The organism is Rhodobacter sp. JA431 (assembly GCF_900217725.1).
In the GTDB taxonomy this organism is placed as follows: domain Bacteria; phylum Pseudomonadota; class Alphaproteobacteria; order Rhodobacterales; family Rhodobacteraceae; genus Rhodobacter; species Rhodobacter aestuarii.
This window is the reverse complement of record NZ_OBMP01000004.1, coordinates 336507-357338: the sequence shown is the minus strand read 5'-3', so window position 1 is coordinate 357338 and position 20832 is coordinate 336507. Positions and strand designations below refer to the sequence as shown.

Annotated in this window: 24 protein-coding genes; 16 read left to right on the top strand and 8 right to left on the bottom strand. The window is 61.1% G+C overall.

The window, feature by feature from the left end; translation table 11 throughout:
• Window positions 1-27 precede the first annotated feature (27 nt).
• The 6 genes from CRO18_RS10925 to CRO18_RS10900 are packed head-to-tail and all read left to right on the top strand — an operon-like array spanning window position 28 to window position 6537.
• Window positions 28-1044 carry an Hsp33 family molecular chaperone HslO gene (locus CRO18_RS10925; protein ID WP_097082124.1) on the top strand — a complete coding sequence of 339 codons (1017 nt, stop codon included), beginning with the start codon at window positions 28-30 and terminating at the stop codon, window positions 1042-1044.
• Window positions 1037-1630 (top strand): CoA pyrophosphatase, encoded by a 594-nt coding sequence (locus CRO18_RS10920; protein WP_097082173.1) that lies wholly within the window; start codon window positions 1037-1039, stop codon window positions 1628-1630. The genes CRO18_RS10925 and CRO18_RS10920 overlap by 8 nt, the downstream gene beginning before the upstream one ends.
• Window positions 1627-2781 (top strand): CCA tRNA nucleotidyltransferase, encoded by a 1155-nt coding sequence (locus tag CRO18_RS10915; RefSeq protein ID WP_097082123.1) that lies wholly within the window; start codon window positions 1627-1629, stop codon window positions 2779-2781. The genes CRO18_RS10920 and CRO18_RS10915 overlap by 4 nt, the downstream gene beginning before the upstream one ends.
• A gap of 51 nt (window positions 2782-2832) precedes the next feature.
• Window positions 2833-4686 (top strand): ABC transporter ATP-binding protein, encoded by a 1854-nt coding sequence (locus CRO18_RS10910; RefSeq protein WP_097082122.1) that lies wholly within the window; start codon window positions 2833-2835, stop codon window positions 4684-4686.
• Window positions 4687-4737: 51 nt separating this feature from the next.
• Window positions 4738-5961, top strand: a complete 1224-nt coding sequence (locus tag CRO18_RS10905; protein ID WP_097082121.1) for a class I SAM-dependent RNA methyltransferase — start codon at window positions 4738-4740, stop codon at window positions 5959-5961.
• A 60-nt stretch (window positions 5962-6021) separates the two neighbouring features.
• On the top strand, window positions 6022-6537 hold the full coding sequence (locus CRO18_RS10900) for a murein L,D-transpeptidase family protein (RefSeq protein ID WP_076486241.1): 516 nt from the start codon (window positions 6022-6024) through the stop codon (window positions 6535-6537).
• Window positions 6538-6590: 53 nt separating this feature from the next.
• Here the strand turns inward: CRO18_RS10900 and CRO18_RS10895 are convergent, their stop codons facing one another.
• Window positions 6591-7100 carry a CAP domain-containing protein gene (locus CRO18_RS10895; protein ID WP_076486240.1) on the bottom strand — a complete coding sequence of 170 codons (510 nt, stop codon included), beginning with the start codon at window positions 7098-7100 and terminating at the stop codon, window positions 6591-6593.
• 166 nt (window positions 7101-7266) lie between these two features.
• Between CRO18_RS10895 and CRO18_RS10890 the strand changes: the two genes are divergently transcribed.
• Window positions 7267-7875: a L,D-transpeptidase gene (locus tag CRO18_RS10890; protein ID WP_076486239.1), complete on the top strand. Its 609-nt coding sequence runs from the start codon at window positions 7267-7269 to the stop codon at window positions 7873-7875.
• Window positions 7876-7884: 9 nt separating this feature from the next.
• Here the strand turns inward: CRO18_RS10890 and CRO18_RS10885 are convergent, their stop codons facing one another.
• The 3 genes from CRO18_RS10885 to hemH all read right to left on the bottom strand — a co-directional run bounded on the left by CRO18_RS10885 (window position 7885) and on the right by hemH (window position 10643).
• Window positions 7885-8838 carry a phosphatidate cytidylyltransferase gene (locus CRO18_RS10885; protein WP_097082120.1) on the bottom strand — a complete coding sequence of 318 codons (954 nt, stop codon included), beginning with the start codon at window positions 8836-8838 and terminating at the stop codon, window positions 7885-7887.
• Window positions 8835-9515, bottom strand: a complete 681-nt coding sequence (locus tag CRO18_RS10880) for a lysophospholipid acyltransferase family protein (RefSeq protein WP_249276045.1) — start codon at window positions 9513-9515, stop codon at window positions 8835-8837. The genes CRO18_RS10885 and CRO18_RS10880 overlap by 4 nt, the downstream gene beginning before the upstream one ends.
• Window positions 9516-9584: 69 nt before the next feature.
• Window positions 9585-10643, bottom strand: coding sequence for a ferrochelatase (hemH, locus tag CRO18_RS10875; RefSeq protein ID WP_097082119.1), 1059 nt, complete (start codon window positions 10641-10643; stop codon window positions 9585-9587).
• A 113-nt stretch (window positions 10644-10756) separates the two neighbouring features.
• Between hemH and otsB the strand changes: the two genes are divergently transcribed.
• Entirely contained in the window at window positions 10757-11497 is a 741-nt protein-coding gene (gene otsB / locus CRO18_RS10870; RefSeq protein WP_170952637.1) for a trehalose-phosphatase, read from the top strand.
• On the top strand, window positions 11497-12843 hold the full coding sequence (locus CRO18_RS10865) for a trehalose-6-phosphate synthase (protein ID WP_097082117.1): 1347 nt from the start codon (window positions 11497-11499) through the stop codon (window positions 12841-12843). Before otsB ends, CRO18_RS10865 begins: the two co-directional genes overlap by 1 nt.
• On the opposite strand, the gene CRO18_RS10860 is transcribed toward CRO18_RS10865, so the two are convergent.
• Window positions 12844-13674: a methyltransferase domain-containing protein gene (locus CRO18_RS10860; protein WP_097082116.1), complete on the bottom strand. Its 831-nt coding sequence runs from the start codon at window positions 13672-13674 to the stop codon at window positions 12844-12846. It abuts the gene before it with no gap.
• Between CRO18_RS10860 and CRO18_RS10855 the strand changes: the two genes are divergently transcribed.
• From CRO18_RS10855 to CRO18_RS10840, 4 genes are read left to right on the top strand one after another with little or no spacing between them, the layout of a single operon-like run.
• On the top strand, window positions 13673-14446 hold the full coding sequence (locus CRO18_RS10855; protein WP_249276044.1) for a ComF family protein: 774 nt from the start codon (window positions 13673-13675) through the stop codon (window positions 14444-14446). The genes CRO18_RS10860 and CRO18_RS10855 overlap by 2 nt on opposite strands.
• Window positions 14447-14478: 32 nt before the next feature.
• Window positions 14479-14736, top strand: coding sequence for a glutaredoxin 3 (gene grxC / locus CRO18_RS10850; protein WP_097082115.1), 258 nt, complete (start codon window positions 14479-14481; stop codon window positions 14734-14736).
• A complete protein-coding gene (locus tag CRO18_RS10845; RefSeq protein ID WP_097082114.1) occupies window positions 14736-15575 on the top strand; it encodes a carbon-nitrogen hydrolase family protein in 840 nt (279 codons plus the stop codon). The genes grxC and CRO18_RS10845 overlap by 1 nt, the downstream gene beginning before the upstream one ends.
• Window positions 15568-15999 (top strand): MarR family winged helix-turn-helix transcriptional regulator, encoded by a 432-nt coding sequence (locus CRO18_RS10840; RefSeq protein ID WP_076486231.1) that lies wholly within the window; start codon window positions 15568-15570, stop codon window positions 15997-15999. The genes CRO18_RS10845 and CRO18_RS10840 overlap by 8 nt, the downstream gene beginning before the upstream one ends.
• 91 nt (window positions 16000-16090) lie before the next feature.
• On the opposite strand, the gene CRO18_RS10835 is transcribed toward CRO18_RS10840, so the two are convergent.
• The 3 genes from CRO18_RS10835 to CRO18_RS10825 all read right to left on the bottom strand — a co-directional run bounded on the left by CRO18_RS10835 (window position 16091) and on the right by CRO18_RS10825 (window position 18532).
• The gene (locus CRO18_RS10835; protein WP_097082113.1) at window positions 16091-17194 is read right to left on the bottom strand and encodes a site-specific DNA-methyltransferase; all 1104 of its coding nucleotides are present in this window, start codon (window positions 17192-17194) and stop codon (window positions 16091-16093) included.
• A gap of 110 nt (window positions 17195-17304) precedes the next feature.
• A complete protein-coding gene (locus tag CRO18_RS10830) occupies window positions 17305-17940 on the bottom strand; it encodes a ribonuclease HII (RefSeq protein WP_076486229.1) in 636 nt (211 codons plus the stop codon).
• A gap of 109 nt (window positions 17941-18049) precedes the next feature.
• Entirely contained in the window at window positions 18050-18532 is a 483-nt protein-coding gene (locus CRO18_RS10825) for a hypothetical protein (RefSeq protein WP_139327853.1), read from the bottom strand.
• 164 nt (window positions 18533-18696) lie between these two features.
• Here CRO18_RS10825 and CRO18_RS10820 point away from each other — a divergent pair, with 164 nt between their 5' ends.
• From CRO18_RS10820 to CRO18_RS10810, 3 genes are all read left to right on the top strand, one after another.
• Window positions 18697-18978: a hypothetical protein gene (locus CRO18_RS10820; RefSeq protein WP_076486286.1), complete on the top strand. Its 282-nt coding sequence runs from the start codon at window positions 18697-18699 to the stop codon at window positions 18976-18978.
• Window positions 18979-19003: 25 nt separating this feature from the next.
• Complete coding sequence (locus CRO18_RS10815) at window positions 19004-19654, top strand: helix-turn-helix domain-containing protein (protein ID WP_076486227.1); 651 nt, start codon at window positions 19004-19006, stop codon at window positions 19652-19654.
• 70 nt (window positions 19655-19724) lie between these two features.
• Entirely contained in the window at window positions 19725-20819 is a 1095-nt protein-coding gene (locus CRO18_RS10810; protein WP_076486226.1) for a carboxynorspermidine decarboxylase, read from the top strand.
• Window positions 20820-20832: the final 13 nt, after the last annotated feature.

Genomic DNA, 20832 nt, shown 5'->3' with positions numbered 1-20832 from the left:
GGCTGAACGAAAACCCCCGGGAATGTTATGACCTCGTTTACTGATATCGTTTGGGACGACACCGTCCTGCCGTTCCAGCTTGACCGCGCCGATGTGCGTGGCCGTATCGCGCGACTTGATGGCGTGCTGGAAGACGTGCTGCGCCAGCACGACTACCCCGCCCTTGTCGAAGGGCTGGTGGCCGAGGTGGCGCTTTTGACCGCGCTCATCGGGCAAACGATGAAACTGCGCTGGAAGCTGTCGCTTCAAGTGCGCGGCAAAGGCCCGGTGCGGATTTTGGCCACCGATTACTATGCCCCCGCCGAAGAAGGCGCGCCCGCCCGCATGCGGGCTTGGGCGAGCTATGATGCCGAGCGGCTCAATGAAAACGCCGCCGATCCCTTTGCCGAAATTGGTGAAGGGTATCTGGCCGTGCTGATCGACCAAGGCGAGGGCACCCTTCCCTATCAAGGCATGACGCCGCTTGATGGCGGTTCGCTTGCCCACTGCGCCGAAACCTATTTTGCGCAATCCGAGCAACTGCCGACCCGGTTCCAATTGGCCTTTGGCCGTTCGACCGAGCCGGGGCAGGGCGAGCATTGGCGTGCCGGTGGCGTGATGCTGCAAATGATGCCCGCAAGTCCCGTTGCCGCGCGAGAAGGCTCGGGCGAGGGCGGCCTGCTGCGCCACTCCGATATTTTGTCGGGCGCGGCCGATGAAGATTGGACGCGGGCGAATGTGCTGCTTGATACGGTCGAGGAAATGGAACTCACCGGCCCCTCGGTCGGGCTGACCAATCTTTTGGTGCGGCTCTTCAATGAAGAAGAGCCCCGCATCTTTGATGCGCAAAAGGTCGAGTTTGGCTGCACCTGTTCTGAGGATCGCGTGCGCACAAGCTTGTCGATCTATTCGGCTAAAGACATCCGCCACATGACCACGGCAGAGGGCACAGTGACCGCCGATTGCCAGTTCTGCGGCGCGCATTACGTGTTTGATCCGCTCTCGCTTGGCTTTGAAGCGGTGAAAAACCCCGATGGCTCGCCGAAAGAGGCAGATGATGCCTGATCCGTTCGCCCCGCTCCTTGCCGCCTTGGCAAGGCCGGGGCGGGCCTCGTCAGATCATGACCTGAACCCCGAGATGGTCTTGCCCGAAAATCGGGTGCTGCGACCTGCGGGGGTTTTGGTGGCGTTTGCGGAAACGCCCCAAGGGCTAAGGTTTTACCTCACCAAACGCGCTTCGCATCTGCGCCACCATCCGGGGCAGATCGCTTTTCCGGGTGGCAAGGTCGATCCAGACGACAGCGGCCCCCTGGCCGCAGCCCTACGCGAGGCCGAGGAAGAGATCGCCCTGCCGCGCGGCCATGTGCAGGTTTTGGGCACATTAGAGCCGCATGAGACGGTGACGGGCTTCCTTGTCACTCCGGTGATTGCGCGCATCACCGCCCCCTTCACCCCGCGCCCAGAGGCCGGTGAAGTGGACGAGATTTTCACCGTGCCGTTTGCGCATCTGACGCGGCAAAGCTTCCGCGTCGAACAACGCCGCTGGCGCGGGAAAATGCGCGCCTATTACGTCGCCCCGCTTGGCCCTTATTACATCTGGGGCGCAACTGCGCGGATCTTGCGCGGGCTGACCGAGCGGCTCACCCCATGAAACTGCAAGCAGACTGGCTGTTTCAACCTCATGTCCAGCGTGTGCTGGGCGTGCTTGAGGCGGGTGGGCATCAGGCACTCTTGGTGGGCGGCTGTGTGCGCGATGCGGCTCTATTCGAGCCTGTTTCCGATATCGACATTGCCACCGATGCGACACCGGACCGGGTTTTGGAACTGGCCAAAGGTGCCGGCATCAAAGCCGTGCCCACCGGCATCGAGCATGGCACCGTGACCTTGGTGGTCGATCACCAGCCGCACGAGGTCACCACCTTTCGCCGTGATATAGAGACTTTTGGCCGCCATGCGACGGTGGCCTTTTCCACCGATGTGGCCGAAGATGCCGCGCGGCGCGATTTCACCATGAACGCGCTGTACGCCCGCGCCGATGGCACCGTGCTCGACCCGTTGGGCGAGGGTTTGGCCGATCTGCAAGCCCGCCACCTGCGTTTTGTGGGCGACCCCGCCGCACGGATCGAAGAAGACTACCTGCGCATCCTGCGCTTCTTCCGTTTCACCGCTTGGTATGGCGACCCCGCGCTTGGCATGGATGCCGAAGGTTTGGCCGCCTGTGCGCAACATTCCGCTGGAATAGAGACGCTTTCGCGCGAACGTATCGGCCATGAAATGCGCAAATTGCTGGCCGCGCCAGACCCGGCTCCCGCCGTAGCGGCGATGGCCGCTTGCGGGGTTTTGGCGCAGGTTCTGCCGGGTGCGGATGCCAAAACCCTTGCCCCCTTGGTGCATCTGGAGGCGGGCCTTGCGCCCGACCCACTGCGCCGACTGGCCTGTTTGGGCGGAACGGACGCGGCCGAACGCTTGCGGCTTTCCAAAGCGGAGGCCAAGCGGCTTGAGAAACTGCGTGCGGCGCTGGGGGATCTCGGCTCAGACGCGGCGCTTGGCTACCGCTATGGGCAGGCAGATGCTCGCGATGCGCTCCTCATTCGCGCCGCGCTGATGGGACAAGAAATAGCCGAATCCAGCTGGAATAGGGTCGAATTTGGAGCCGCCCAGCGCTTCCCCATCACCGCCAAAGACCTGATGCCCGCGTTCACCGGCCCCGCCTTGGGGGCGCAGCTGCGCGACCTTGAAACCCGCTGGATTGCCTCGGGCTTTACGCTAACGCGCGAAGCGCTTTTGCGCGACCTTGGCTGACCTTTCCCTTCCGGCACCGCCCGCTATATGGTGACGCCGAAAGGAATTCCCATGATCAACGCCTTCACCCCCGCCGAGGGGCCTCCCCCGCAGCGCCTGCTGTCTTTCCTGCGTTGGTGCCTGCGCGGTGCTTGGCCCGTGGTGGCGGTGGCCGCCGTCGCCTCGGCCCTTGCGGGCACGATGGAGGTGGGCGCGGCTTGGCTTTTGGGGTTGGTGATCGATTCCATCGTGGAGGCAGACCCGGCCACATATGGCAGCCAACATCTGTGGCTTCTGGTGGCCTTCGTGGTGTTTTACCTCGTGATCCGCCCGGCCTCCTTTGGCTTTTCCACGTGGTCGTCAAACATGCTGGTCGCGCCCAATCTGATGCCGCAGGTGCTTTCGCGCCTGCACCGCTGGACGATGGGCCATGCCGTCACTTTCTTTGACAACGACTTCGCGGGCCGCATCGCGCAAAAGCAAATGCAGACCGCCCGCGCCGTCACCGATGTGGTGACCGAAATCATCGGAACGGTGTTCTTTGCGCTCGCCTCCATCATCGGCTCGGTCTTCCTTTTGGCTGGAATAGACACGATTGGCGCGCTCGCACTGGGCGTTTGGCTGGTGTTTTACTTGCTCTTGATCCGGGCTTTCCTGCCGCATGTGCGGGGGCGATCGAAAGCCCGCGCCTCGGCCCGCGCGATGGTCACGGGCCAAGTTGTTGACACGATCACCAATATCAAAACGGTGAAGCTTTTTGCCCATGCCAGCCATGAAGACCAAGCCGCCTTGGGCGCGATGCAGGGCTTTCGCGCGGCGGCAGAACGGTTTGGCATCACCTCAACCTGGTATCGGCTAAGCCAGATCACCTTCTCGGGCCTGTTGCCGATTTTGCTGGTGGGCGGCGCGCTTTTGATGTGGCGGCGCGGCGAGGCCACGGCGGGCGATATTGCCGCCGCGGGCGCGGTCGCGATGCGGATCACGCAAATGTCGGGCTGGGTCTCGCAATCTTTGATGTCGCTTTGGTCCAATGTGGGCGAGGTCGAAGACGGGATGCGCACCCTTACCCCCGCGCATGACATCACCGATGCGCCGGGCGCGCAGAGCCTTGAACGGGTCAAGGGCGAGATCCGCTTTGATCATGTGAGCTTTGCTTATGGGCGCAAAACGGGTGGGGTGGAAGACCTGCACCTCACCATTACGCCGGGCGAGCGGATCGGTATTGTGGGGGCCTCTGGTGCCGGGAAATCGACCCTCGTGTCGCTGCTTTTAAGGCTCTATGACACTGAAAAAGGCGCTGTTTTGATTGATGGCCATGACCTGCGCAGCGTCACACAAGAAAGCCTGCGCCGCCAGATTGGCATGGTCACGCAAGAAACCGCTATGTTTAACCGCTCCGCGCGCGAGAACATCCTTTATGGCCGCCCCGATGCGACGGAAGAGGAAATGATTGCCGCCGCTAAAGCCGCCGAGGCGCATGAGTTCATTCTGGGGCTGGTCGATCACACCGGCAAGAAAGGCTATGATGCGGCGCTCGGCGAGCGCGGCGTGAAGCTCTCGGGCGGGCAGCGGCAGCGGATTGCGCTTGCCCGGGCGTTTTTGAAAAACGCGCCGATCTTGGTGCTGGATGAGGCGACCTCGGCCCTTGATAGCGAGGTGGAGGCGCAAATCCAGCAAGCGCTGCATCGGGTGATGGAGGGCAAAACGGTGCTGGCCATCGCACACCGGCTTTCGACCATTGCGGAAATGGACCGGATCGTGGTGCTTGATGCTGGGCAGATCGTCGAACAGGGCTCGCATAGCGAACTTCTGGCGGAACAGGGTCTTTATGCGCGCTACTGGAACCGCCAATCGGGCGGCTTCATTGGCACCGACGAAGATGAAGGCGGCGGCGAAGAGGTGGAAAGCATCGAGGCCGCGCAATAGGCTTGGCCTGCGGCGGGGCTTGCGCTATCTGCCCCGCAAGGAGGCCCGCCCATGCCCTATGAGATCGAGCGTTTGTCCGTGCATGCCGATGGTATCGCGCAAGGTGCCGAAGGGCGCGTGTATGTGGCGATGGCCCTGCCTGGTGAAGTGGTGGACGGCACCGTCGAGGCGGGCCGGATCGCGGCCCCGAGCATTGTCACCGCCTCGCCAGAGCGGGTAAAAGCCCCCTGCCCGCATTACCGCGCCTGCGGCGGCTGCGTGTTGCAACATGCCTCAAACAGCTTTGTCGAACGCTGGAAGGCAGAGGTGGTGGAAAACGCACTCGCCGCCCGTGGGATCGCGGCGCAGGTGCGCGCGATCGAAACCTCTCCCCCCCTTTCGCGCCGCCGTGCCAGCTTTTCAGGAAGGCGCACGAAGAAGGGCAGCCTAGTCGGCTTTCATGCCCGCGCCTCTGACACGGTGGTGGAGGTCCCGAACTGCCAGATTTTGCGACCCGAACTGCTTGCTACCCTGCCTGCGCTGAATGCCGCGACGGTGCTGGGGGCCTCCCGCAAGGGGGAGGTGTCTTTTGCGCTGACGCTGTCGGAAGCAGGCGTTGAGGTCGCTGCCACGGGCGGCAAAGACATGGAGCCAGCGCTTTTCCAAGACCTTGCCCGGCTGGCTGAGGAACACGATTTGGCGCGGCTGAGCTGGAATGGGGAAACCATCGCCGCGCGCCGCCCCGCGCTGCAAAGCTTTGGCCCCGCCCGCATCACGCCGCCGCCCGGCGCATTTTTGCAAGCCACGGCAGAGGGTGAAGCCGCCTTAGTGGCTTTTGTCCGTAAGGCGACTGCTGGCGCGAATAAGATCGCCGATCTGTTCGCGGGCTGTGGGACCTTCACCTTGCCTTTGGCGCTAGGGGCAGAGGTGCATGCGGTGGAGGGCGAGGCCGATATGCTCGCCGCGATGGATAAGGGTTGGCGCGTCGCCCAAGGGCTGAAAAAGGTCAGCCACGAGGCCCGCGATCTGTTCCGCCGCCCGCTCCTGCCCGATGAGATCAACCGCTATGACGCCGTTGTGCTGGACCCGCCCCGCGCGGGGGCCGAGGCGCAGGTGGGCGAGATTGCCACCTCAAACCTAGCCAATCTGGTTTATGTCTCGTGCAACCCCGTAACCTTTGCGCGCGATGCCGAGCGGCTTTTGCAGGTGGGCTTTGCGCTGGATGACGTGATCGTGGTCGATCAGTTCCGCTGGTCGGCACATATCGAGCTTGCGGCACGGTTTACCCGCGCATAAGGCTTCGCGGCCCGGGCCAAATCTGATAGGCTTGGGCAAAACATAAACTACAGGCAGATCATGCAGCGTCGCGCAGTCTTTTTGGGGCTTTCGAGCCTCACCCTTTTGGCCGCCTGTGGCGGCGATTCCGCCAAATTCTCATCCAAATTCCGGCGTTATAGCGGGCCGCCGGTCACGCAAATTCAGGTCTTCAAAGGCAAGCGGCGGATGATGCTGTTTTCCGGCGACAAGGTGCTGAAGACCTACAAGATCGGTCTTGGAGGCAACCCGGTGGGCAAAAAGCAATTCGAGGGCGATGGCAAAACGCCCGAGGGGCTTTACTACATCAGCCGTCAAAACCCGAATTCGGCCTATCACCTGTCGCTTGAGGTGTCTTACCCGAATGCCGAAGACCGCGCCTTTGCCGAGGCGCAGGGCCGCAAACCCGGCGGCGATATTATGATCCACGGGCGCGCGGGCAAAAACAAAGGCCGCGGGCGTGATTGGACCGCAGGCTGCATCGCGGTGAAGGATGACGAGATCGAAGAGATCTATTCGATGATCCGGCTCGGCACGCCAATCTTCATCTTCCCCTAAGAACGAAAAAGGCCCCGCAAGGGGCCTTTAGTTTGGGTATCGGGAAACCGGACTTATTTGCCGGTGACCATCGTCCACCAAATCTTGCCCGAGGATTCTTGGAACCACGCAAAGCCCATGTAGCGGGCCTCGGGGTTCAAGATCACGTCGCGGGTATCGGCAAGGTTCATCCAAGCGGAAAGCGTCTCGGTCTCGGTTTCATAGGTTTCCGAGATATTCTCACCCAAGAACGCGCCCGCAAAGCCCGCACGTTTCGCGCGATCAAGCGGCGATGACCCATCCGAGCCCCAGTGCCACGGGCGGTTTTGCAACGCCATATCGCGCGAATGGATCAGTGCCGCTTGGTTCAGTTCCGGGCTCAGCACCACCGGCGCCGTGCCCCGCACCGCGCGCAGGCTGTTCACCGCCTCAACCACGCGCTGCTCGATCTTGCCGCTGTCGCTTGCCGAAATACGGTAGAGTTTCGGCAGCGGTTTGCCGTCGGGGCCAAGCTGTTCACCGGTGCCAGTGCAGGCGGTCAAGGCGAGGCTGGCGGCCATCAAAAGGGCGGTTGCACGGATCATATCATTCCCCCGAAGTTCGCGGACCCTTACACCGCCGCGTGAAGCCACGCAAACCCACAGTTGCGTGAAACCGCTTCTTGACGTTGGTTTGATTTGCACCTGAGGCCAAGGCGCAATAAGGAGACAGCTTGATTGACCTAAAACCCGGCCCGAACGGAGACTTTCCATGACGGATGCGCGCAAGATGCTCGACCGCCGCTCTTTCCTCGGCTCTGCCGCTTTTGCCGGTATGTCGCTCGCTGCACCGGCCGTCTTTGCGCAGACCCCGGATGCAGGGCTCGAAGCCCATGAAGAAAGCGCCAACACCAATATGCGGCGCAACATCTCCAGCTTCCGCGAATTGGATTGGCAGCCCTATTTCTCGAACACGAAGAACGGCGCGATCTTGGTCGATACGATCTCCCGCGCGCTGCACTACTGGTCAGAGGATCAATCGATCTATCGGCTGTTCCCGACCTCGGTCCCGGTGTCGGAAGAACTCACCCGGCGCGGCCGCACCGAGGTGATCCGCAAGGTGAAAAACCCGACTTGGTCGCCCACGCCGTCGATGAAACAGCGCAACCCCGATTGGCCCGATTTCGTGCCCGCCGGACCGGATAACCCGCTCGGCACCCGCGCGCTTTACTTGGGTTGGAAATATTACCGCATCCACGGCACCCATGACACACGCAAGATCGGGCGGAAATCGTCGAACGGCTGCATTGGGCTTTTCAACCAGCATATCGAAGAGCTGTTTGAACTGGCCCGTGTCGGCACGCAGGTTGTGCTGATCTAAGCCGCCTTTCTACGCGCCTTGCCAGAAAAACCGCGTCAGGTGGAAAAACACCGGCGCGGCAAACACCACGGAATCGAGCCGGTCGAGGAAGCCGCCGTGCCCCTCGATCATATGGCCCCATTCCCGCACGCCGCGGTCGCGCTTGATCGCCCCCATCACCAGCCCACCAAAAAAGCCAAGGCTCGCCAAGACGAGTGACATGGCAAAGGCCTGAAGGGGCGTGAAGGGCGTAATCCACCACAGCGCCGCGCCAATGACGGAAGCCGCCAGCACCCCAACGGCGAACCCTTCCCATGTTTTGGTTTGCGAGACTTGCGGCGCGATTTTATGCCGCCCGATCGCCTTATCGGCGAGGTAGCGCAGCACATCGCCCGATTGCACCACAAACAGCAAAAACACGATCAGAAGGATGCTATCACCTTCAAAGCCTTCAATTTTCAGGGTGAGGAAGGCAGGCACATGGCTGACGCAATAAATCGCGATCATCAGCGCCCATTGGGTCTCTGACACGCGGGTGAGAAATTGGGCCGTATCGGCGCGCAACACCGTCAAAATCGGCAAGCCAAGGAAGGCATAGACCGGAATGAAGATCGCGGTGAACCCATACCAATCTTGCCAGACAGAGACATATTGCACCGGCAAAACAAAAAAGAACGAGGCCACCAGCGCCGCATGATCGGCCCGCTGGCGGTGGGTCAGCGTGAGAAATTCGCGCAAAGCACTGAAAGAGGCAAAGGCGAAAAGGAGCAGCACCGCGCCTTGCCCCATCAAGAAGGCCAAGCACAGCACGATGATCATCAGCCACCAGCCATCAATCCGGGCGTTCAGCGTGGCGATGACCGGGCTGATCCCCTCGGGGTCGAAGCGCCAGCGCAGCACTTGCCCCACGGCAGAGGCAAGGCCCAACACGGCAAAGACCGCCGCAAAGATCGCAATCAGGTTGACCGAGGTTTCGGCAGTCATGCGGCCTCCTTCGGTGCAAGCGCCAAAAGCGCGGCGCGGGCGCGGGCCATGAAGTCTTCTTTCGTCTCGTCAGCACCCGGGCGCATCGGCTCCCCAAAGCTGACCGTGCACAAAAGCGGCACCGGAATGAGCGATCCGCGCGGCAGCACCGCATTGAGATTGTGAATCCAGACCGGAACCAATTCCACCTTCGGGCGCGCTTGGCCAAGGTGATAAATACCGGGGCGCATTTCGAGCAACAGTTCATCGCTTTCATTGCGCCGCCCTTCGGGGAAGATGATCAGCGAAGACCCCTCGTCTACCGCGCCCATCATCCGCTCCACCGGGTTTTCGGTCCGGTTTTCGCGCAGCCGCTCGATCAGCAACACCTTAAAGACATCGCGGCCCATAAATTCGCGAATGCGGTTTTTCAGCCAATAATCCGCTGCCGCCACGGGCCGGGTGCGGGTGCGGACCTCGGGCGGTAAAACCGCCCAGATCAGCACCGCATCGGCATTGGAGCAGTGATTGGCGAAATAGACCCGCTGCACGCCTTGCGGTAGCGCCACCGCATAAAGCGCCTGTGGCGCGGTCAGGAACCGGATCAGGACCGATATCCCCCCAGCAGTGATACGTGCGGCGACGTGCCGCAGCCCGGTTTTGAGTGCCTCACGCAGTTTCGCCCCCTCCCGGCCCAAAGAGCCGCATGACGTAGGGTGAGCCTAACGCCGGGGGCGGGCATAGCAAGGGCTAAGAGGTCGCGCGGCTTAGCAGATCCAACCGCAAAGGTTTTCTTCGACCACTTCCATCAGCGCGGCGATATGGGCATCGTCATCGTTGAGGCAGGGCACATAGGTGAAGAACTCGCCCCCCGCTTCCTCAAAGGCTTCACGGATCTCGCCATTGATCTCTTCGAGAGTCTCGATGCAATCGGCCGAGAAGGCGGGCGAAATAACGGCGATGTTCTTTTTGCCAGCCTGCGCCAGCTTCACCACATGCTCGACCGTGTAAGGCCGCAACCATTCCTCGCGCCCGAAGACGGATTGGAAGGTGGTGTCGATCCCATCTTTATCCCAACCGAGCCGCTCGCGCAGAAGCCGCGAGGTTTTTTGGCATTGGCAATGGTAGGGGTCACCTTCGCGGTGATAGCGGCTTGGCATCCCATGATAGGAGGCCACCAACACATCGGGACGGCGTTCAAGATCCGCATAGGCGCGTTCAACAGATTGCGCCAAAGCCTCGATATATGAAGGCCTTGCGAAATATTCGGGCGCGGTGCGCGCGGCGGGCTGGCGCTTTTGCGCCATCAGCGCGCGGAAGAATTGGTCATTCGCCGTGGCCGAGGTGGCGCCCGCATATTGCGGATAAAGCGGGAAGAACAAGATCCGCTCGCAGCCTTTGGCAACCATTTCTTCGATCACATCATGGGTCGAAGGGTTGCCATAACGCATGCAGAAATCGACCACGACATTGTCTTTGCCGTAGCGCGCATCCACCGCCTTGCGCAGCTTCGTCACCTGCTGGCGGGTGATCGTCATCAGTGGGCTTTCGTCCAGTTCTTCGTTCCAGATCGAGCGATAGTTCTCGCCTGAGGTGAAGGGACGCTTGGACAAGATGATCAATTGCAGCAGCGGCTGCCACTTCCACGACGGAATATCGATCACCCGCTGATCCGACAGGAACTCGTTCAAATAGCGCCGCATCGACCAATAATCGGTCGCATCGGGCGTGCCGAGGTTTGCAAACAGCACGCCAATTTTGGCCGGCGGAACCATCGGATGGTCGGCAGGGGCATGGGCAAGGCGTGCTGGCCGTTCTTCGGTCATGTCTTTTCCTGTCGTCACTCCGATGAAACCTGCCCCGGACTTAATGGGTTTACGGCTCAGGTCAATGCCGCCTTTGCAATGTGCCGCGCCTCACCTAAGTTGGGAGTATGCCGATGAGTGAACCAACCGGAGCTGAAGATGCTCCGCCCGCCCTCAACGCCGCGCAGGATGCGCTATTTCTAGATTTCGACGGGTGCCTTGTCGAGATCGCACCCCGTCCTGACGCGATTATTATCCCCAAAGAGCTTGGAAAAACGCTAACGCGCTTATCCGAATGTCTCGGCGGCGCGCTGGCCATTGTCTCTGGGCGTTCCCTGCCAGAGTTGGAAACCTATCTTGCGGGCTTTGATGGCCCGATGGTGGGCAGCCATGGCGCGGAATCCCGTGGTCTTGGCCAAGAGGCTGTGCGCCCCGAAGGGCTGGCCGATTTGCAACAGGCGATGGAAGACTTTTGCGCCGAAAACGGGCTTCTTTATGAGCCAAAGTCGCTCGGTGGTGGGCTGCATTACCGCGCCAAGCCCGAGTTACAGCTTTTGACCGAGCGCTTCGCCGCTGAACTCACAGAGCGCTTCCCCGGCTTTGAAGTGCAATTGGCGAAAATGGCGGTCGAGCTGCGCCCCGGTGGTGTGTCCAAGGATCGCGCGCTTGAAATGCTGTCGCAAATCGCCCCTTTTACTGGGCGGCGCCCGGTCTATGCGGGCGATGATGTGACCGATGAACCTGCGCTGGCTTGGGCGGAGGCGCATGGCGGTTTTGGCGTGAAGGTGGGCGATGGTGCCACGGCCGCGAGCCACCGCCTTGCCGCGCCCGCGCAGGTGCGCGCTTGGCTTGCCGCCGCTTTGGAGGACTGTTGATGGGACGCTTGATCTGTCTTTCAAACCGTATTCCCACCGGGGCAAACCCTTCGGGCGGGCTGGTGGTGGCCGTGGGCGATGCGCTTGAGCAAGCGGGTGGCATCTGGATCGGCACCTCGGGCGAGGTGTGCGACACGCCGTCGGATGAATTGCGCGAGATTGAGGGCGGGCCGTTTCGGCGGCTGTGCTTCGATCTGACCGAGGAAGAGCAGCAAAACTATTACGCGGGCTATGCCAATTCGGTGCTTTGGCCGCTGTTGCATGGCCGCACCGATCTGGTGGACATCCATCAGGAATATCTCGCGACCTATAAAAAGGTGAACCGACGGCTGGCGCGGATGCTGGCACCCCATCTGGAGCCTGATGACAGGATCTGGGTGCATGATTTCCACCTGCTGGCACTGGCGCATGAGTTGCGTGTGCTGGGCGTGGGCAATCGGATCGGGTTCTTTTTGCATACCCCCTTCCCCGAGCCGCTCTCCATGCATGTGCTGCCCAATGGGCGCGAGGTCTGCCAATGGCTGTCGGGCTTTGACCTGATCGGGCTGCAAGCCGAACGCGACGTGCGCGCCTGCCTCGCCTCGATGGTCGAAATTGGCGAAGCGATTGATTTGGGCTCGGGCTATTTGCATTTGGGCCAACGCCAATGCCGGGTCGCCGCCTTCCCGATCGCGATTGATGCGCGCGAATTCATGGATTTGGCCGAAGAACAGTTTCAGGCGCTGCCCGCGGGGATCGTGAAGGATCGACGGCGGTTGATGATCGGCGTGGACCGGTTGGATTATTCCAAAGGTGTACCGCAACGCTTCCGCGCTTTTGGGGAGTTTCTGTCGCGGCACGAGGAATGGCATCGGCATGTGTCGCTCTTGCAAATCTCGCCACCGACCCGTGAGGGCGTGCAGGCCTATGACGCGATCCGCGAAGAGACCGAGCATTTGTCGGGCCGGATCAACGGCACTTTCGCCGACATTCAATGGGCGCCGATCCGCTTCATCAACCGCGCTGTCCCGCGCGAGGTGCTGGCCGGGCTTTACCGCGCGGCGCATGTGGGGCTGGTGACGCCGTTGATGGACGGGATGAACCTTGTCGCGAAAGAGTTCATCGCCGCGCAAAACCCAGAAGATCCGGGGGTTTTGATCCTGTCGCAATTTGCGGGCGCGGCGGAGCAGATGACGGCCGCGCTGATTGTGAACCCACACGACACCGAACAGATGGCCAGCACGATCCTAACCGCGCTGGCGATGTCCCATTCAGAGCGGCGCGAACGCTATGAGGCGCTGCTTGAGGTGTTGCTGACCCAAGATGTGCATTGGTGGTCGAAGAACTTCCTCGACGCCCTTGGCTAGTTAGGGCTTTTCGCTGGTTGGGAGTTCACAAGTGCCCAGCGCCTCGGCCAGCCGTGCAGAAGCAGCACCGGGGCGCAGCGGTTTTTGCTGGCTTTCATGCGGCTTCCAGCCGGTGAGCCAAACCATGTCAAAGCTCGCGCGGACCCGGCCATCGGCCTCGGCAAAATGCTCGGCGTAATGCATCATCGCCTGCGCCAGCACCGCACGGCGGGTGAAATGGCGCACCCGGCCCGCGAGCGCATTGGCTTCCCCCATCGCGCGTAGATCGGCCAAAAGCCGTAGCGGGTTTTCATAGGTCACTTTGCGCAGCACCGAATCCGCCACCGGCAAAGCCAACCCCGCGCGTTGCAACAGTCCGCCAAGATCGCGAATTTCACCCATCGGCAAAACCCGCGGCGACAAACCGCCCGTCACCGACACTTCGGCCTCGGCCAGCGCGGCACGCAGTTCGGCCAAGGTCTGGCCACCAAACATCACCGCTATGAACAGCCCATCGGGTTCCAGCGCGCGGGCGGCTTGCACGATCTGGCCCACCGGGTCTTCCGCCCAATGCAAACACATCGCATGAACCACCAGATCATGCGCGCCTTCGTCAAGCGCCAAGACCTCGCTGTCTTGCACCACCTTCGCCGTGGGCAAAACCGCCTGCCACGGCCCGGCAAAAGGCGTGATCAAAGCGGGCCTCGTAAACGTTTTGTTAACCTCGTTTAGCCTCTCATGGAGTTCCTCCGCCGCGTCCTCATGGAGGAACAATGCAAGTCCCTGCCGTTCGGCGCGGGCCCGGTTGCGGATCAAGGCGGGGCGGTCTGTTAGTGTGTAAGAGGTGCTCATGGTGGAAATAGAAGATAAAGCGCATCGAAAGCGGATGCCAGATGGCATGCGCCGCGCCCTTGCCGCCGCTTTGCATACGGTGTTTCCGCCGCGCTGCATCTGTTGCGGCGATGCGGTGGGCTCCGATCACGGGATGTGTAGCCCCTGCTGGCAAGAGGCGAACTTTATCACCGGCACGGTCTGCGATTGCTGCGGCGTGCCCCTGCCGGGCGAAAGCGCCACGATCGAGCTTTGCGATGAATGCCTATCTGAGCCGCGTCCATGGGACCGAGGCCGGGCCGCATTTTTGTATGCGGGCACCGGGCGCAAACTTGTTTTGGCTTTCAAACACGCCGACCGGCTCGACCTTGTGCCGCCTTTGGGCGAAATGCTCGCCCGCGCCGCGCGGCCACTGATTGAACCGGGCATGGTGATCGCCCCGGTGCCGCTGCATCGGATGCGCATGGTGCGGCGCATGTTCAACCAATCGGCGCTTTTGGCACAGACCATGTCCAAGCATACAAGGCTGCCCTGCGTGGTGGATTTGTTTGACCGACGCCGCGCAACGCCCAGCCAAGAGGGGTTGAGCCGCGCCGAACGGCACCAAAATGTGCAAGATGCGATCCGGCTGCGGCCCAAATACGCCGCCAAAATCAAGGGGCGGCATGTGCTGGTGGTGGATGACGTGCTGACCTCTGGCGCGACCATGGCCGCTTGCGCAGAGGCGGCACGGGCGGCGGGTGCACGACAGGTTTCGGTGGCTGCGCTGGCCCGCGTTGCGAAGGACGCCTGAAGCCCTTACGTTGGGGGCAACAAGGAGCCGTCATGAAACGCGTCGAAATCTACACCACCCCCACCTGCCCCTATTGCATCGCCGCCAAAGAGCTGTTGACCCGAAAGGGCGTTGCCTTTGAAGAAACCGATGTCAGCGCCGATCCGATGGCGCGGCAAAAAATGACCCAGCGCGCCAATGGCGGCTACACCGTGCCGCAAATTTTCATTGGTGGCACACATGTGGGCGGTTGCGATGATCTGCATGCGCTGGAGGCACGCGGGCAGCTTGACCCGATGCTGGCCGAGTGATGCGCACCGGGCTGGTTCAGCTTTCCGTCAGCGATGATCCGGCAGAAAACCTGCCGGTGACGGTTGGGTTTATCCGGCAAGCGGCATCGCAGGGGGCGGGCTTTGTGCTCACCCCCGAATGCACCAATCTTTTGTCTTCTGGCCGCGCGCTGCGAAACGCCGTTCTTTGCCATGAGGAAGATGACCCGACCCTTGCCGCACTGCGGGCAGAGGCGGAGAGCTTGGGCATTTGGCTGCTGATCGGCTCTTTGGGGCTGAAAACGCATGAGGGTGATGGCCGCTTTGCCAACCGCTCGTTCCTGATCGGCCCGCAAGGGCAGATCGCGGCGCGCTACGACAAGATCCATATGTTCGATGTCGATGTTTCGCCCACGGAACGTTATCGCGAATCGGATGCCTATCGCCCCGGGGGGCGCGCGGTGCTGGCACTGGCAGATTTCGCCAAGATTGGCATGGCGATTTGCTATGATCTGCGCTTCCCGCATCTGTTCCGCCGCTTGGCCCATGCGGGGGCAGAGATCCTGACCCTGCCCGCCGCGTTTAATGACACAACAGGCGCCGCGCATTGGGAAAGCCTGATCCGCGCGCGCGCGATTGAGAACACCTGTTTCGTGCTCGCGCCTGCGCAATGCGGCACCCATGCCGCGCATGGCGGCAAACCGCGCCGCACCCATGGCCATAGTTTGGCTGTGGCCCCTTGGGGCGAAGTTCTGGCCGATGGCGGCACAGAGCCGGGCGTCACGCTCGTCGACCTTGATCTCGCGCTTGTGGCCGAGGCGCGCGCCCGCGTACCCTCGATCACCCATGACCGCGTATTTGAGGGGCCCGAAGATGGCTGACCCGCTGGCCGCAACGCTCTTTTCTGAGGTCTTCATGGCCGATCAGCTGGCGCGCAACGTTGTCAGCCGCGCCTTGCCCAAGGGCATGGAAATCTCGCACTTCTCGGTGCTCAATCACCTTGCGCATCTGAACGAGGAACGCACCCCCGCGCAATTGGCCGCCACTTTCCATGTGACGCGCGGGGCAATGACCAACACGCTGTCTAAGCTCGTCTGGGCGGGGCATGTGCATATTCGCCCCGATTGGGATGATGCGCGGCGCAAATTCGTGGCGATCTCGCCCGCCGGGCGACAGGCGCGCGATGCGGCGCTGGCCACTTTGATGCCGCTGATGGGCGATATTGTGCGCGACATCGGGGCCGATAAGGTCCGCGCGGTGCTGCCCGTCTTGCGCGAATTGCGCGCGCGGCTGGAAGAAAGCTAACCCCCAGATGCAAAAAGACCCCGCCGAGTGAACGGCGGGGCAAGGTCGTGCCTTGGGTCATGCCAAGACACTGGCGGTAACCGCGTATCTCTTAGTTCATCTCGGCGCGGATCTGCTGACGCAGCAGATCAATCGGCACCAATTTGCCGTCGCGCTTGAAGTGCCAATAGGTCCAACCGTTGCAGCTGGGCGCACCTTCCAGATGCGCACCAACTTGGTGGATCGAGCCCTTCACATCATTGCCGATCAGCGTGCCATCGGCGCGCACCTTCGCTTTGTAGCGATTGCCGATGGAGTAAAGCTCTTCGCCCGGACGCAGCATGCCACGCTCGACCAGTTGGCCAAAGGGCACGCGCGGTTCGGCACGTTTCGAGGTGGTGGTTTCCAGCGCCTCACGGTCAAACTTGCGCACTTTGGCCAGCCGCTTTTCGGCGGCCGTGCGATAAGCTTCTTCGCGCTCGATGCCGATGTAGTCGCGCCCCAGCATCTTCGCCACAGCGCCCGTGGTGCCGGTGCCAAAGAACGGGTCGAGAACCACATCACCGGGGTTCGTGGTGCCCAAGATGATCCGGTGCAGCAGCGCTTCGGGCTTTTGCGTCGGGTGCGCTTTGTCGCCCGCCTCGTCTTTGAGCCGCTCACCGCCGGTGCAGATCGGCAGCACCCAATCCGAGCGCATCTGAATCCCTTCATTCAGCGCTTTGAGCGCCTCGTAATTGAAGGTGTATTTTGCGCCTTCAGACTTGCTCGCCCAGATCAGCGTTTCATGCGCATTGGTCAGACGTTTGCCACGGAAGTTCGGCATCGGGTTCGACTTGCGCCAAACCACGTCATTCAAAATCCAGAAACCCTGGTTTTGCAGCTCCGCCCCTAGGCGGAACACATTGTGGTAAGAGCCAATCACCCAGATCGCCCCATTGGGCTTCAAAATGCGCTTGGCGGCGGCCAGCCAGTCGCGGGTGAAATGGTCGTAATGGCCAAAGGAGCCAAACTGGTCCCAAGCATCATCCACCGCATCAACCTTGGAATTATCCGGTCGATGCAGGTCGCCACGCAGTTGCAGGTTATAGGGCGGGTCGGCGAAGATCAGATCGACACTTGCCTCGGGCAAGCGGTTCATTTCTTCGATGCAGTCACCCGCAATGATCTGATTGAGCGGAAGAGCCGGTTGCGGCTTCCGCGTTTGGGATTTGGTCATTTCTGCCTCATTCTGCCCGTCTGGGTCATGCCCGGTGGGTCGCCAGCTTGTGCCGGTCTATGGGCCTAAAGATGAGTCAAAGCCGAATCGCCGTCAATTTCTTTTTTGAATCAGGGGGTTACAGTTTTCGCTTGGCACAAGATATTGTGGACGGGCTTAAACGAACGTCTATGAACGGGCGTAACCCCCAAATCTAGGAGCGCTTGCAGGTGATCTTTGGTCGGGTAACCGGCGTTTCTTTCCCAGCCATAACCCGGGTATTGTTGCGCCAAATCCACCATCAGTGCATCGCGGGCTTCTTTCGCCAAAATCGACGCCGCCGCGATAGAGACCGAACGGCCATCCCCCTTCACCAAAGTCTCGGCCGAGATCGTCAGCGCCTTGGGCAAGCGGTTGCCATCCACCAACACATGATCGGGCGTCGTTTTCAGCCCCTCAATCGCGCGGCACATCGCAAGGTGGCTGGCTTGCAAAATATTGAGCGCATCAATCTCTTCCACGCTCGCATGCGCCACACACCAATCTGCGGTCGCGGTGATTTGCGCCACCAATTCGGCACGACGCTTGGCGGACAGCTTCTTCGAATCATTCAGCCCCGCCGGAATATGCGCAGGGTCCAAAATCACCGCTGCCGCGGTGACCGGACCGCACAGGGGGCCACGCCCCACCTCATCCACGCCCGCCACATGCAAAAGCCCGCGGGCGCGGGCGGCGATTTCAAAACTGTCATCGGGTTGGTTTGCCATAGGACCCCCTGTGCCGCCTCACGAATGATGGCGCAATAGAAAAGCGAGGGGTCACCCCCTCGCTCTCTACGACGCATTCTGTCGCTCTGATTGTGCCCGGGCAACTGGCTCAGCGGCGGTCGATGCGGAACCCGTGATCCTCAAGGCAGCGACGCTGATAGAAGGTCGCGCCGCGGCTCCGGTCATTATGCAGGCGGACTTTGCAGCTTGTCGGCAGCGCACGCCAACCCACGGCATCGGCAGCACAGCGCGCCGACACCAAATTGCTGCGGGTCTCGCGGCCACCAAAGTTCACCACGCAGTTTCCCGGAATGGTGCGCCACGTATCGCGGCGGCGGTCATCCCAGCGGCGATCATCGCGGCGCTCCGAACGCACATCGTGGCGGGGGTACGCAGGTTCCGAATGGGCACGGCTGTCTTTTTTGCTATCTGCAATCAGCGCCATCGCGCCGATCCCCAGCACAATACCCAAGGCAGCCTTGTCATTATCACTCATCGCGGCAGCAGGCGTTCCAGTGGCGGTCAAACCACCCGTGGCAAGTGCGATAGCGGTCAGGGCGGCGGTAAAACGGTTACGAAGAGTCATTGTCATGGGAATGTCCTAACGTTCGTGCGGCGAACCGCGTTTGGGATAAAACGATCATCGGCTTCAAGCGTTCCGAAACACAATATCAACCTCGTGTTATTGGATATCAAACCCCGCAACCCCTTTTGGCTATTGCATAACAGCGCCACTGCGCGCAGCCTGAACACATGATGAAACACGCGCTCATAGCCTTTGCTTTTATGGCCTTTGCCGCACCTGCGCAGGCCCAGTGCTATGCCGATTACAAGGCAAAGCAGGACAATCCCTTGCGGCTGCATTATGGTGTGGCCCAGGTTCCCGACAACGCCTGTTCGCCCGGCGCGGCGGCGGCTGTTTTGACCCCGCGACTCGCGGCAGGCGGTTGGGTTTTGCTCAATGTCGTATCCACTTTCGGGCCCGAAAGTTTGCAATCTAAGAAGGCGAGTGCTGGTGGCTACTTCCTCCGTTACTGAGGGGCTGAAAACCGGCTCTCGCGCGATGATCTGGGGTGTGGCCGCGATTGCCGTGGCCTTGGCGGCGGCGGCGGCTTTGCTGTTCCTATCGCTGCCAGATGCCAATGCGTTCAACACTCGGGTTGAGCAGATCTTTGTGCAAAACGACGCGCTGACCAACCCAACCCAGTTGCGGCTGTTGGAGGTGCTCGCGCAATCGGGCACCGCGTTTGGTGAGGTGCTCGCCTCTTACCGCGTGATCATTTTCATCCTGCTGGTTTTTGCCACCGTCTTGATGGTCGCGGCGCTCGTGCTTTTGGTCACCATTGCCAGCCTGAACCGCCGCATGAGTGCGATTCAACGCACCGGGATTGAGGTGCAAAGCCTGCGCATTCTGCGCGCCGAAAACGCGGTGATGCTGAATGATATGGCCTTTACCCTGACCCCCGCCGCCATAGACACGCTTTCTGTTCTCGCCGAAGCGCGGATGGATGATGAACTGCTAACCGGCGCGCAGATCGAGGCGATGATCTCCGGCAAACCCGAAGCCGATTGTGATGAGGCCGCAGGCGCGACCCGCATCAAGCGGCTGCGCGACGCGCTTGGCAATGCGCTGGTCTCAGAACTTTTGGTTAGAAACATTTCACGTAAAGGTTACACGCTGGGCGTAGCCAAGGAACGGCTGCGCGTCGACTGAGCCCAAAACCTGTTGCGTCACAAGGGTTAGGGGCCTATATCGCGGCTTCACTTTTTTCGGGGGGGCGCCCATGATTCCGACACCCTTCTACCTGATCGACGAAGCCCGGCTTCTGACGAACATGCGCAAGGTCGAGGCTTTGCGGGCCGCTTCGGGGGCAAAGGCGCTTTTGGCGCTCAAATGCTTTGCCACATGGTCTGCCTTTGACATCATGCGCCCCTATATGGACGGCACCACCTCCAGCTCGCTGTACGAGCTGCGCTTGGGCCGGGAAAAGTTTGGCAAAGAAACCCATGCCTACTCGGTGGCTTGGTCGGATCGTGAGATCGACGAGGCGTGTTCTTACGCGGACAAGATCATCTTCAACACCGTGGGGCAGCTGACCCGATTTGAAGGCCCCTCGGCGGGCATTCAGCGTGGCGTGCGGCTGAACCCGCGTTTCTCGACCTCTGGCTTTGATCTGGCCGACCCGGCCCGCCCTTTCTCCCGACTGGGCGAATGGGATGTGACTAAGCTTTTGGGCGTCGCCGATCTCATCACCGGGGTGATGATCCACTACAACTGCGAGAACCGCGATTTCGCTCTGTTTGACGAACAGCTTGGCCGGATTGAGCGCGAATTCGCCCCGCTTTTGGAAAAGCTTGATTGGGTGAGCCTTGGTGGCGGCATCCACTTCACCGGCGAAGGCTACCCGCTGGAAGAACTGGCCAAGCGGCTCAAAACCTTCTCGGATCGTTTCGGCGTGCAGGTCTATTTGGAGCCGGGTGAAGCGTCGATCACTCAATCCACCTCGCTTGAGGTGACGGTGCTGGACCTGCTTGATAACGGCAAGAACCTCGCCATCGTCGACAGCTCGATCGAAGCGCATATGCTCGATCTGTTGATCTACCGCGAAAGCGCAAAACTGCCGCAAACCGGTGATCATGCCTATCAGATCTGCGGTAAATCCTGCCTTGCGGGCGATATCTTTGGCGAGGCCCGCTTTGAACAGCCGCTGAACGTTGGCGACCGGATCTCGGTCGCGGATGCGGCGGGCTATACGATGGTCAAGAAAAACTGGTTCAACGGCGTCAACATGCCGTCGATCGCGATCAAACGAGAAACCGGCGAGATCGAGCTTATTCGACAGTTCGGTTACGAGGATTACCTGACATCCCTGTCCTGAGGGGCTGATCGCC

Excerpts from the sequence above, each read along its gene's own strand:
- CRO18_RS10910 (WP_097082122.1), top strand. The coding sequence starts at position 2,833 with ATGATCAACGCCTTCACCCCCGCCGAGGGGCCTCCCCCGCAGCGCCTG.
- CRO18_RS10890 (WP_076486239.1), top strand. The coding sequence starts at position 7,267 with ATGACGGATGCGCGCAAGATGCTCGACCGCCGCTCTTTCCTCGGCTCT.
- CRO18_RS10830 (WP_076486229.1), bottom strand. The coding sequence starts at position 17,940 with ATGGCAAACCAACCCGATGACAGTTTTGAAATCGCCGCCCGCGCCCGC.
- CRO18_RS10835 (WP_097082113.1), bottom strand. The coding sequence starts at position 17,194 with ATGACCAAATCCCAAACGCGGAAGCCGCAACCGGCTCTTCCGCTCAAT.
- CRO18_RS10820 (WP_076486286.1), top strand. The coding sequence starts at position 18,697 with ATGAAACACGCGCTCATAGCCTTTGCTTTTATGGCCTTTGCCGCACCT.
- CRO18_RS10860 (WP_097082116.1), bottom strand. The coding sequence starts at position 13,674 with ATGAGCACCTCTTACACACTAACAGACCGCCCCGCCTTGATCCGCAAC.
- grxC (WP_097082115.1), top strand. The coding sequence starts at position 14,479 with ATGAAACGCGTCGAAATCTACACCACCCCCACCTGCCCCTATTGCATC.
- CRO18_RS10920 (WP_097082173.1), top strand. The coding sequence starts at position 1,037 with ATGCCTGATCCGTTCGCCCCGCTCCTTGCCGCCTTGGCAAGGCCGGGG.
- CRO18_RS10810 (WP_076486226.1), top strand. The coding sequence starts at position 19,725 with ATGATTCCGACACCCTTCTACCTGATCGACGAAGCCCGGCTTCTGACG.
- CRO18_RS10840 (WP_076486231.1), top strand. The coding sequence starts at position 15,568 with ATGGCTGACCCGCTGGCCGCAACGCTCTTTTCTGAGGTCTTCATGGCC.
- otsB (WP_170952637.1), top strand. The coding sequence starts at position 10,757 with ATGAGTGAACCAACCGGAGCTGAAGATGCTCCGCCCGCCCTCAACGCC.
- CRO18_RS10885 (WP_097082120.1), bottom strand. The coding sequence starts at position 8,838 with ATGACTGCCGAAACCTCGGTCAACCTGATTGCGATCTTTGCGGCGGTC.
- CRO18_RS10845 (WP_097082114.1), top strand. The coding sequence starts at position 14,736 with ATGCGCACCGGGCTGGTTCAGCTTTCCGTCAGCGATGATCCGGCAGAA.
- CRO18_RS10865 (WP_097082117.1), top strand. The coding sequence starts at position 11,497 with ATGGGACGCTTGATCTGTCTTTCAAACCGTATTCCCACCGGGGCAAAC.
- CRO18_RS10900 (WP_076486241.1), top strand. The coding sequence starts at position 6,022 with ATGCAGCGTCGCGCAGTCTTTTTGGGGCTTTCGAGCCTCACCCTTTTG.
- CRO18_RS10905 (WP_097082121.1), top strand. The coding sequence starts at position 4,738 with ATGCCCTATGAGATCGAGCGTTTGTCCGTGCATGCCGATGGTATCGCG.
- CRO18_RS10925 (WP_097082124.1), top strand. The coding sequence starts at position 28 with ATGACCTCGTTTACTGATATCGTTTGGGACGACACCGTCCTGCCGTTC.
- CRO18_RS10815 (WP_076486227.1), top strand. The coding sequence starts at position 19,004 with ATGATCTGGGGTGTGGCCGCGATTGCCGTGGCCTTGGCGGCGGCGGCG.
- CRO18_RS10895 (WP_076486240.1), bottom strand. The coding sequence starts at position 7,100 with ATGATCCGTGCAACCGCCCTTTTGATGGCCGCCAGCCTCGCCTTGACC.
- hemH (WP_097082119.1), bottom strand. The coding sequence starts at position 10,643 with ATGACCGAAGAACGGCCAGCACGCCTTGCCCATGCCCCTGCCGACCAT.
- CRO18_RS10915 (WP_097082123.1), top strand. The coding sequence starts at position 1,627 with ATGAAACTGCAAGCAGACTGGCTGTTTCAACCTCATGTCCAGCGTGTG.
- CRO18_RS10855 (WP_249276044.1), top strand. The coding sequence starts at position 13,673 with ATGGTGGAAATAGAAGATAAAGCGCATCGAAAGCGGATGCCAGATGGC.
- CRO18_RS10825 (WP_139327853.1), bottom strand. The coding sequence starts at position 18,532 with ATGACAATGACTCTTCGTAACCGTTTTACCGCCGCCCTGACCGCTATC.